Here is a 10,190-nt window from a genome sequence, read left to right on the forward strand (position 1 = left end):
TATATACCCTCCAATATTAAATCCACTCACCAGATGAGGCGAAATTATAAACTTTACCATCGATAGTTTGGCTACCTGTAACCATTGCTCCAGAGGAATTGAGATAATACCAGTTTCCATTTACTTTTGTCCAACCTGTCTTCATATCTCCATTACTTGCATTTAGGTAGTACCAAGTTGAACCATCTTTCACCCAACCAGTTGCCATAGCTCCTGATGAACGGAGATAGTACCACTTGTTACCAAGATATTGCCAGCCTGTTTTCATATCGCCATTTTCAGCATCTAAATAGTACCAAGCTGAGCCTTCCTGATACCAGCCAGTTGTCATAGCTCCTGATGAACGGAGGTAGTACCACTTATTGCCAATTTGCTTCCAACCAGTTTGCATGATACCAGTTTCTGAATCTAGATAGTACCAAGTGGAAGCATCTTGAATCCAACCAGAACGTTTCTCACCACCAAGATTCTTATTCCCAGAATTTCCTGTTTTTGCTAGGTAATACCAGTTAGATTGATCATAAAGCCAACCTGTCTTTAAAGAATGATCTTGATCAAAGTAGTAGTATGCTAATTTAAGAACTTCGGGACCTTCCCAGCCTTCACCATGTTTTTTCCCAACGGTTAAGGAATCTTTTAGCTCTAATTGTTGCCAACCAACAAACTCTTGTAGCACTCCATTTTTGTCAAAGTAGTACCATTCTGGCATTGGGGAACCTTCTAATCTGATACCATTTGGGTAAGGACCAATTGTACTACCTTTAGATGGAAACGGAATATATTGCCAGCCGACCACCATCTCTCCAGATAAAGGATCAAAATAATAGTACTTACCATCAATCACTCGCCAGTAGGTTTCTTTGAGGTCCCCCTTTTTATAGTAGGTTCTACCATTTTCTTGGACAAATTGCCAGCCTTCTGAATCAGCATCATCCGCAAAGACGGTGCTTGTCGCTAGCAAAGCAAAGAAAAAGACTGCTAGTAGAACTTGCAACATTTTTTTCAAAAATTTCATTAAATCTTTCCTCCATAACTGATTGTAGCAAAGACCCGACTGTATGTCAATATATAGAAATCCCTCAAAAAAAGCAGTTACACAACTGCAACTGCATTTCTATTCTTGCATGGTGTAACCAACACCACGCACGGTTTTAATGTAGCTTTTTTGACCTTTTACATCAAGCTTGCTACGTAGATAACGGATATAAACATCCACGATATTGGTTTCTGTCGCACTTTCGTACTTCCAAACACTTTCCAACAACTGCTCACGAGTCAAAACCTTCTTGCTTCCCATGAGAGTGGCCAAGAGGTCATACTCACGGCGCGTCAGAGCAATCATCTCCTCGCCACGATAAACGGTATGATGTTCTACATCCATACGCAAATTGCGGTAAGACGTTGGGACCTTCATCTGACTACAGTGTTGGTCGATAAAGTCCCGACCTCGGAAAATCGCTGAAATACGAGCCACCAGCTGATCAATAATCACTGGCTTATAGATGTAAGAAACGGCGAAGCGCTGGATTGTCTCAATCTGGTCTTGCAATTCTTCGCGATGGTCCAAGACCATGATCACTGAGGCAGGTTTTGTCCGACTCAGCTTGTCTGCAAAATCCTGGGCTGTCATATCCCCCAGACGAGCATTCAGTAAAATCAAGTCATAGTCCGTCTGGAGAGCCATGGAGAGGGCTTTTTGCCCCTCCTCTACCAAGTCGACTCGGTATTGCTCTTTTTGGAGTTCCAGACTGAGAAAATGAGCGAGATTTCGTTCTTTCTCAAGTAATAAAATCCGTTTCCCCATGGCAGACCTACTTATTTTTCGTCATACCAAGAGTAGTGGAAGGTTCCTTCTTTGTCTTTACGTTGGTAAGTGTGGGCACCAAAGTAGTCACGTTGCGCTTGGATCAAGTTAGCAGGAAGGTCAGCTGAACGGTAGCTATCAAAGTAAGTAATAGCTGCTGAGAAAGTTGGCACTGGTACACCAGCTTGAACAGCAAGAGCTACGATATCACGCACTGCTTGTTGGTACTTAGCAGTAACATCCAAGAAGTACTCATCCAAGAGAAGGTTAGCAAGATCAGCATCGCGGTTGTAGGCATCTGTGATCTTTTGCAAGAAACGTGAACGGATGATACATCCATCGCGCCAGATAGATGCGATGTCCGCAAATGGCAAGTTCCAGTTATTTTCTTTAGAAGCCACACGCAATTGGGCAAAACCTTGTGCGTATGAGATAATTTTTGAGAAGTAAAGGGCTTGACGGATCTTTTCAATCAACTCAGCCTTGTCACCTTCAAATTTGAAGGCAGCTGGTTTTGGAAGCACCTTGCTAGCATGCACACGCTCTTCTTTGTATGTAGAGATGTAGCGAGCAAATACTGACTCAGTGATAAGTGACAATGGCACACCAAGGTCAAGAGCTGATTGGCTAGTCCATTTACCAGTTCCCTTATTACCTGCGGCATCAAGGATGTAGTCTACGATTGGTCCATCTTGACCTTCATCGTCTTTGCGTCCAAGAATATCAGCTGTGATTTCAATCAAGTAGCTATCCAATTCACCCTTGTTCCACTCAGTAAAGATTTCAGCCATATCTTCTGCAGAAAGACCGAGCAAGTGTTGCATCAAGTCATAGCTTTCTGCGATCAATTGCATGTCACCATACTCGATACCGTTGTGGACCATTTTCACATAGTGACCAGCTCCATCAGGACCGATGTAAGTCACACATGGTTTGCCATCTTCTGGTGCTTTAGCTGAGATTTCTTCGAGAACATCAGCAACCAATTCGTAGGCTTCTTTTTGTCCACCTGGCATGATAGAAGGACCTTCAAGGGCACCTTTTTCACCACCAGAAACCCCAGTACCGATAAAGTTGATACCTGAGTTAGCCAACTCTTCGTTACGACGGATGGTATCTTTGTAGAAAGTGTTTCCTCCGTCGATCAAGATATCACCCTTGTCAAGGTGTGGAAGAAGGGCTTGGATAGTTGCGTCTGTACCAGGTCCAGCTTGAACCATGAGCATGATACGACGAGGTTTTTCGATTGAGTTTACAAAGCTTTCCACGTCATAGCTTGGCACAAAGTTCTTTTCAGGATGGCAAGCAATCACATCTTCTGTTTTTTCTTTACTACGGTTGTAAATGGCAACTGTATAGCCACGAGATTCGATATTTAGGGCAAGGTTACGACCCATTACGGCCATACCTACGACACCAAAGTTAGCTTTTGTCATGTGACACTCCTCTTGTTTAATATGTTTTATTTTATCATTTTTACCTATGAAAGGAAAGAATTTTGTAACGGTCGCTTAGTAGTCCAAGTCATCAGCGTGACCAGAACCATTCCCTACAAAGTAACCTGTCTTACAGTTGAGGGTGAAGAGATAGGTTCCATCTGGTTTATAGAGGTTATAATAACCATTTCCGTTTACGATATTGACACGTTCTAGGATATATTGATTGCCAGTGATATAGCCACGAGCACGTGATGTTGCTAGGACTTGTTCCAATACACCATCCGCAAACGTCCAAGCAGGGTTGTTGCTATCGTCTACAGCTGATTGGTTGTACGGTACACGACTAGCACTTCTTTGAAGATTAACCCCATCGCCAGACAAACCACCATTTGTGTCTCTAGCTGGTACCGTGGTGCTTGTTGAAGGTGTAGTGCTGCTCGCATTGCTTTCTGTTGCTGAACTTGAGCTTTCTTGACTCGTGCTAGAGCTAGAGCTCGTACTTGAGCTGGAAGCACTGGTTTGTTGGCTCTTGCCAAGACTAATGGCCTTATCCAAGAGTTTGTCTAGTTCTGTGTTGCCTGTCTTAATTTCTGTAAATTTAGCATCCGCCTTGGCCTTAGCATTAGTATCCAGAACTCCGTCCGTAATAGCTGGACTTTCAAAGAGGGCATTGACATCTTGAATGGCCTTGATTTGAGTTGCTAGGCTATCATATCTTGACTTAGCTAATGTATGATCACGACTACCTTCTAACTTATCTAGCAAGGTTTTCAGTTGACTCAATTTATCAAACTGGCTGTTTTTCAGAGCTGTCTTATTAGCATCCGTATAGAAAGTATCATAGAGATCATTGAAGTCTTTCAAAGCTGTTTGTGTCCCTTGATCATCCGAAGAGGCTGCTTGAGAAGACTGGATTTCTTGGTTTGAACGAGATACTTGACGGTAGACATAATATGTTCCAGCAAGCACAAGGATTGCAGCTACTACTGAAGCAATGATGATGACACCTTTCTTCTTAGAGCCTGTTTCAGGTTCTGTTTGAGCTGAACGTGATAGAGGTGTATAAATCTCCTCTTCTTGTTCCTCGTTTATTTCCTTGGGCTCTGTTTCTGTTAAAACGAGAGGCTCTATTTCAGCACTTTCTTCATCTTGAAGTGGTGGGACAAACTGAGTAGTCTCATCATTTTCTATCTCTTCAATAGCTTCCTCGGAAACCACGTCTGAATCGTCTACCTGATCAGAAGTCTCACTTGATTCACGAACTTCTTGGATCATTTCCTCTAGATTTTGAGTAGAGGCTAGCTCTTCTTTTTTAAACTGACGAGTTTCAAACTTGTCGGCTTCGATTTCTTCACGGTGCTGTTTGATGTATTTGTCTAAGATACTGTCCTCAGGCAATACTCCTGCTTCAACCTCTTCATTCTTACGAATGACTTGACCAACAGTCAAGTCTTTTGCTTCGTCAAAGTCGAATTGTGGTTCTTGATGTCCTTTTTTATGACGATCACGTCTTTTCTTACTCATGAGTTCACCTTTCTATTTTACCTCTTGGCGTTTGACACGCTGACCAAAGTATTGATACAAATCCACTTTTAAGGTCCCGTTATAGAGTTTTCGCTTTTTATCAGCTGGACTTCCGTACTTGCTTTCAAAAGCTTCGTCACTCGTCAGGATAAACTTACTCCACGTTTTCAATGGTGCAAAGACCTGTCCCATCTCAGCATAGAGCTTGGTAACTCCTGCATCATCAGACAAGCGCTCCCCATAGGGTGGATTGGAAATGATAACGCCATTAATCTTGTCAGTACGCAAGTCCTGTACCCGCATTTGCTTAAAGGTGATATCACCTGCGACGCCTGCTGCTTGAGCATTTGCCTTGGCAATTTCCACCATGCGAGCATCGATATCACAGCCCATAATGTCCAGTTCAAGTTCACGATCAATTTTCTTAGCCGCCTCTGTGCGAACTTCCTGGATTAACCGATCGCTGACCCAGTTCCATTCCTCAAAAGCAAAGGAACGGCGAAGGCCTGGTGCCATTTTTCTGGCAATCATAGCCGCCTCGATACAGAAAGTTCCTGAACCACAGGTTGGATCAATCAAGGGCTTGTCTGGATACCAGTTAGATAGTTGTAAAATGGCCGCTGCCATATTTTCCTTGATCGGCGCTCCACCCTTTTCCGTACGATAACCACGTTTAAAGAGACTGGATCCTGTCGTGTCAATCATGACCGTTGCCACATCTTTCAGGATAGATACCTCAATCTTAAACCCGGGACCCGTTTCCATCAAGGGAACTCCTTCTGGGCGGGCATAGTGTTTTTGTAATTTCTTCACAACAGCCTTCTTGGAAATAGCCTGAACACTAGGCTCGTTATGAAGTTTAGACTTCACACATTTTGCCTTTGATATCGGGAAACGTGCTCCTAGCGGGAGATAGTTTTCCCAATCTAGAGCAAAAACACCTTGAAAAAGCTCTTCAAAAGTCTTAGCAGGAAAACTTCCGACTACAATCTTGATGCGATCCGCTGCACGAAGCCAAAGATTGGTCTCGATGATTGCCTTCACATCTCCTTGAAAGCGGACACGCCCATTTTCAACCTGGCAATCATAACCAAGGTCTCGCACCTCACGTCCAACGACAGCCTCGAGACCCGCCGCAGCAGTTGCGATTAAATTAAATTGTTCTTTCATTTCTAGTCTTGCAAGACCTTTCTCTTGTTCACTTTAAAAAATGAGGTTGAGAAAGATTTCTCAGCCCCAACCTATATGCAATTTTCTATAAGCCATGTTTTGTTCCAGAAGTGACTAGGACCACTTCCTTCGATAATCATCTGTCTACCGCTAACAGCATAAATCTGATAGCAGTCAGAGTACTACGTTCGTTTCCGTGCACTCCATGCCCCGACCAAAATTTGGGTTGCTAGCTTGAGGGGTTTACCGCGTTCCACTCTCTCTGTTTCCAGAAAGACTCCGTCACTGTGGCACTTTCAAGCCTATTCTGACCTATCCGAAGACTTAGCCATTTCGACTGCCGTAACGATTTCTCGTCCCTAGGCTTATGGATTCGCCTAGCACAAACACTACAGGCATCACAGCCTGTGCTAGCATGGACTTTCCTCATGAAAAGAGAATCTCTTCACGCGATTATCCAAAAATTGCACTCATTCCTTAGTCAATTATAAATCTTGGTTGTCTAAGATTTGCTTACCAAATACTTCTTTTTCGAGACGATTTAAGCGTTTCAAAATATCAAAGTTTGTCATTGAAGTAGAAGCCGTTACTTCAATAGAGTCTGGTTGAGTTGGAGCTACCTGTGGTTTATGAGATAATTCTTCCTTCAAATCAGCAATCTCTTGACGAAGGGATTTGACCAAAGCTGCGTAGGTTTCATAATCCTTAATCACATCGTCTAGGAATTCATCTACCTCTGCTTTGCTGTATCCACGTACTTCACGTCCAAATTCTTGTTCAAAAATATCTTTCGCTGAAAATATAATACTTGCCATGTCTCTCTCCATTCTGGGTTACTAGTATTATTATATAAAAAAAGACAAGTAAAAATCAAGGTCAAAGGCTTACTTTTCAGAAAAATTTTCTACTATTTCATTCAAGTCCTCAAATGTTAATCTTCTTGTAACATAGTCCGCTTGATTTTTCATCATTTGGTAAAAATATCGTAACTTGGTTTCGTTTTCTTCGTCGTAAAAAAGGTAACAAGTATCTGTATTTTCCAGCAGAAATTTTTGATAATCGCGTAGTTGTCCCTTGTGCTCATATTGTGGATAGGCGTATTTGACAAAATCAACCTGCTTGAACTCACTCAATTTCGCTTGATTTGCTTCATTCCAATTACTGCCATGGGTTTCAAAATCAAAAATGGTCGCCAGCTGAAATCCATAGTCTGCTTTCATGTCTTTCGCCACCTGAAGCGCCCAGTACTCAAAGCCCAAGGTCCCTGTAAAGACAAGCCAGTTCACCCCATCCTCTGCTAGACGTTCCAGGTCTCTCCGAATGGCTGTTTTGATAATATCAACGCGAATATCCTTGTCATTAAAGAGACCAAGGTCAAAGGCTGAATAGCCTAAAATCAAGGCTGATGTCATTTTTAACCCTTTCTTTGTAAATTTATGATATAATAGAGTGATGTTATTGTACCAATAAGGAGAATTATGGTCAACTATCCACATAAAATTTCATCTCAAAAGAGGCAAGCACCCCTGTCACAAACTAAAAATTTCGCAAATCGGGGAATGTCTTTTGAAAAGATGATCAATGCTACGAACGACTACTATTTGTCGCATGGGTTAGCTGTTATTCACAAGAAACCGACTCCCATCCAAATCGTACGTGTCGACTATCCCCAACGAAGTCGAGCCAAGATCGTTGAAGCCTACTTCAGACAAGCCTCAACTACTGACTATTCAGGGGTTTATGATGGATACTACATCGACTTTGAAGCAAAGGAAACCAGGCAAAAACATGCGATACCGATGAAGAATTTTCATCTCCATCAGATCCAGCATATGGAACAAGTCCTTGCCCAGCAAGGAATCTGCTTTGTACTCCTTCACTTTTCTTCTCAGCAAGAAACCTACTTATTGCCGGCTATTGACCTCATCCGTTTCTATCATCAAGATAAGGGACAGAAGTCAATGCCACTTGGATATATTCGAGAAAATGGATATAGGATTGAGCCGGGTGCCTTTCCTCAAATTCCCTATCTCGACATTATCAAAGAACATTTACTAGGTGGTAAAACAAGATGAACAAACAAACTTTTCTGCGAATAGCTAAGTATGTCAGTATCAGTCTCTTAACTGTATTTATCGCAGCTGTAATGCTTGGTGGTGGTCTCTTCCTCTACTATGTTAGCAAGGCTCCCGAACTTTCTGAAAGTAAACTAGTCGCTACAACGTCAAGTAAGATCTATGATAGCAATGACGAGCTTATCGCTGATCTTGGATCAGAACGTCGGGTCAATGCCCAAGCAAACGAAATACCGACCGATTTGGTCAACGCTATTGTTTCGATTGAGGACCATCGCTTCTTTAATCACCGAGGAATCGACACGATCCGTATCCTAGGTGCTACCCTCCGAAACCTTCGTGGTGGTGGAGGTCTGCAAGGAGCTTCCACCTTGACACAGCAGTTGATTAAATTAACTTACTTCTCTACGTCAACTTCTGATCAGACTCTTTCTCGTAAGGCCCAGGAAGCTTGGTTAGCTGTTCAGCTAGAACAAAAAGCGACTAAACAAGAGATCTTGACCTACTACATCAACAAGGTTTACATGTCAAACGGTAACTACGGAATGCAGACAGCTGCCCAAAGTTACTATGGCAAGGATCTCAAAGATTTAAGTATTCCTCAACTGGCTCTCCTTGCTGGTATGCCTCAGGCTCCAAACCAGTATGATCCATACTCGCATCCAGAAGCCGCTCAAGAACGTCGTAATCTCGTCCTCTCTGAGATGAAGGGGCAAGGTTACATTTCAGCTGAGCAATATGAAAAAGCGATTAATACTCCGATTACAGATGGACTTCAAAGTCTAAAATCGGCTAATAGTTATCCTCCATACATGGACAACTATCTCAAAGAGGTAATCGATCAAGTCGAACAAGAAACAGGCTACAACCTCTTAACAACTGGTATGGACGTCTACACCAACGTTGATCCTAAAGTTCAACAACATCTCTGGGATATCTACAATACCGACGAGTATGTCAACTATCCTGATGATGAAATGCAAGTAGCTTCAACGATTGTGGATGTAACAAATGGGAAAGTTATTGCTCAGTTAGGTTCTCGTCACCAATCAAGCAATGTTTCCTTCGGAATCAACCAAGCTGTTGAAACCAACCGTGACTGGGGTTCTACCATGAAGCCGATCACAGACTATGCTCCTGCCTTGGAGTATGACATCTACGACTCAACTGCTTCGATTGTACATGATGTTCCATACAACTATCCTGGAACAGATACCCCTGTTTACAACTGGGATAGAAGTTATTTTGGAAACATCACCATCCAATATGCGCTCCAACAATCACGGAACGTTACGGCCGTAGAAACCTTGAACAAAGTCGGTTTGGATAGAGCCAAGACCTTCCTAAATGGAATCGGTATTGACTATCCGGATATGCACTATGCCAACGCGATTTCAAGTAACACGACTGAGTCAAACAAAAAGTACGGAGCAAGTAGTGAGAAAATGGCTGCTGCTTACGCTGCTTTTGCTAACGGTGGTATCTACCATAAACCAATGTATATCAACAAAATCGTCTTTAGTGATGGTAGCTCAAAAGAATACGCTGATCCTGGTACTCGTGCCATGAAAGAGACGACCGCCTATATGATGACAGAAATGATGAAGACTGTCTTGGCATACGGAACGGGTCGTGGTGCTTATCTCCCTTGGCTACCTCAAGCTGGTAAGACTGGTACATCAAACTATACAGACGATGAAATTGAAAACTACATCAAAAATACTGGTTATGTAGCTCCAGACGAAATGTTTGTTGGTTATACTCGCAAATATTCAATGGCTGTGTGGACAGGTTACTCAAACCGCCTTACTCCTATCGTTGGTGATGGCTTCTATGTTGCAGCTAAGGTCTACCGTTCAATGATGACTTATCTGTCTGAGGATAACAACCCTGGCGACTGGACCATGCCAGAAGGCCTCTACCGAAGTGGTGAGTTCGTCTTTAAAAACGGTGCTCGTTCTGCATGGACTGCTCCTGCTCCGCAACAGGCCCCAACACCAGAAAGTTCGAGCTCGACATCAGAAAGTTCAACTTCACAGTCAAGCTCAACTACTCCAAGCACGAATAATAGTGCAAACAATAATACCAATAACCAGCAACCAAATACAACGCCTGGTCAACAAAACCAGAACCAAAATCAGAATCCTCAACCAGCACAACCATAACATTTATCATCCA

The 10,190-nt window shown here is 42.7% G+C and carries 9 protein-coding genes and 1 other RNA gene; 2 read left to right on the top strand and 8 right to left on the bottom strand.

Annotation, left to right across the window (positions count from 1 at the left end; genetic code table 11):
- Window positions 1-16 precede the first annotated feature (16 nt).
- The 8 genes from cbpJ to HMPREF2991_RS04235 all read right to left on the bottom strand — a co-directional run bounded on the left by cbpJ (window position 17) and on the right by HMPREF2991_RS04235 (window position 7,349).
- Window positions 17-1,015: a choline-binding protein CbpJ gene (gene cbpJ / locus HMPREF2991_RS04200; RefSeq protein ID WP_070567255.1), complete on the bottom strand. Its 999-nt coding sequence runs from the start codon at window positions 1,013-1,015 to the stop codon at window positions 17-19.
- A 99-nt stretch (window positions 1,016-1,114) separates the two neighbouring features.
- Complete coding sequence (locus HMPREF2991_RS04205) at window positions 1,115-1,804, bottom strand: response regulator transcription factor (protein ID WP_070567257.1); 690 nt, start codon at window positions 1,802-1,804, stop codon at window positions 1,115-1,117.
- A gap of 11 nt (window positions 1,805-1,815) precedes the next feature.
- Window positions 1,816-3,240 (bottom strand): NADP-dependent phosphogluconate dehydrogenase, encoded by a 1,425-nt coding sequence (gene gndA / locus HMPREF2991_RS04210; protein ID WP_070567259.1) that lies wholly within the window; start codon window positions 3,238-3,240, stop codon window positions 1,816-1,818.
- 75 nt (window positions 3,241-3,315) lie between these two features.
- Window positions 3,316-4,767, bottom strand: a complete 1,452-nt coding sequence (locus tag HMPREF2991_RS04215) for a cell division site-positioning protein MapZ (RefSeq protein ID WP_070567261.1) — start codon at window positions 4,765-4,767, stop codon at window positions 3,316-3,318.
- 12 nt (window positions 4,768-4,779) lie between these two features.
- Entirely contained in the window at window positions 4,780-5,937 is a 1,158-nt protein-coding gene (locus HMPREF2991_RS04220; protein WP_070567263.1) for a THUMP domain-containing class I SAM-dependent RNA methyltransferase, read from the bottom strand.
- Between the two features lie 83 nt (window positions 5,938-6,020).
- Window positions 6,021-6,402: RNase P RNA component class B (rnpB, locus tag HMPREF2991_RS04225), an RNA gene on the bottom strand.
- A 20-nt stretch (window positions 6,403-6,422) separates the two neighbouring features.
- A complete protein-coding gene (gene gpsB / locus HMPREF2991_RS04230) occupies window positions 6,423-6,752 on the bottom strand; it encodes a cell division regulator GpsB (protein ID WP_000146523.1) in 330 nt (109 codons plus the stop codon).
- A gap of 69 nt (window positions 6,753-6,821) precedes the next feature.
- Window positions 6,822-7,349, bottom strand: a complete 528-nt coding sequence (locus tag HMPREF2991_RS04235; RefSeq protein WP_000199579.1) for an SLOG family protein — start codon at window positions 7,347-7,349, stop codon at window positions 6,822-6,824.
- Between the two features lie 66 nt (window positions 7,350-7,415).
- Between HMPREF2991_RS04235 and recU the strand changes: the two genes are divergently transcribed.
- Both recU and pbp1a read left to right on the top strand, forming a co-directional pair.
- Window positions 7,416-8,012 carry a Holliday junction resolvase RecU gene (recU, locus tag HMPREF2991_RS04240; protein WP_000248756.1) on the top strand — a complete coding sequence of 199 codons (597 nt, stop codon included), beginning with the start codon at window positions 7,416-7,418 and terminating at the stop codon, window positions 8,010-8,012.
- On the top strand, window positions 8,009-10,177 hold the full coding sequence (gene pbp1a / locus HMPREF2991_RS04245) for a penicillin-binding protein PBP1A (RefSeq protein ID WP_001041840.1): 2,169 nt from the start codon (window positions 8,009-8,011) through the stop codon (window positions 10,175-10,177). Before recU ends, pbp1a begins: the two co-directional genes overlap by 4 nt.
- Window positions 10,178-10,190 lie beyond the last annotated feature (13 nt).

The organism is Streptococcus sp. HMSC072D07, from assembly GCF_001814835.1.
Classification (GTDB): domain Bacteria; phylum Bacillota; class Bacilli; order Lactobacillales; family Streptococcaceae; genus Streptococcus.